We start from the raw sequence: 558 nt of genomic DNA, 5'->3' as shown, positions 1-558 counted from the left end.
CGTGCTGCCGAAACCCGGGCCACAGACGCTGAAGCCCGAGCAGTCAGCGCTGAAGCGCAGATTACCCATCTTAAACATCTTATTGCACGGATGCGTCAGGACCGCTTCGGGACGTCATCGGAACGGGGACGGCGCCTGCTGGACCAGCTGGAACTTGAGCTGGAGGAGCTGGAAACAACGCAAGCCGAAGACACGTTCGAAAATGCGGCGGACCTCGCTGTCCGTGCAACAGCACCGCGGAATAACCGGGGGCGGCAGCCCTTACCCGCCGACCTGCCACGCGAACGGATGGTTCTTCCTGCGCCAACACAGTGTCCGTGCTGTGGCGGGATGCGCCTGAGCAAACTGGGCGAAAGTATCACTGAGACGCTGGAAGTGATCCCACGCCAGTTCAAAGTCATCCAGACGGTGCGGGAGAAGTTCACCTGTCGGGATTGCGAGAGCATTACCCAGCCACCAGCGCCTTTCTACCCGATCTCACGGGGGCGTGCAGGGCCAGAACTGCTGGCGGGCATTCTGTGCGACAAGTATCTCCAGCATCTGCCGCTGAACAGGCAG

1 protein-coding gene is annotated in these 558 nt (G+C 61.1%); it reads left to right on the top strand.

What is annotated here, in order from left to right; all coding sequences use genetic code 11:
* Positions 1 to 558: IS66 family transposase zinc-finger binding domain-containing protein (locus tag GOB85_RS18970; protein WP_173578887.1), on the top strand; the 558-nt coding region annotated here is incomplete at both ends.

Source organism: Acetobacter fallax (assembly GCF_011516735.1).
Taxonomy (GTDB): domain Bacteria; phylum Pseudomonadota; class Alphaproteobacteria; order Acetobacterales; family Acetobacteraceae; genus Acetobacter; species Acetobacter fallax.
Note: the sequence above shows the minus strand (reverse complement) of the source record. Positions and strands in the feature narration are given on the sequence as shown.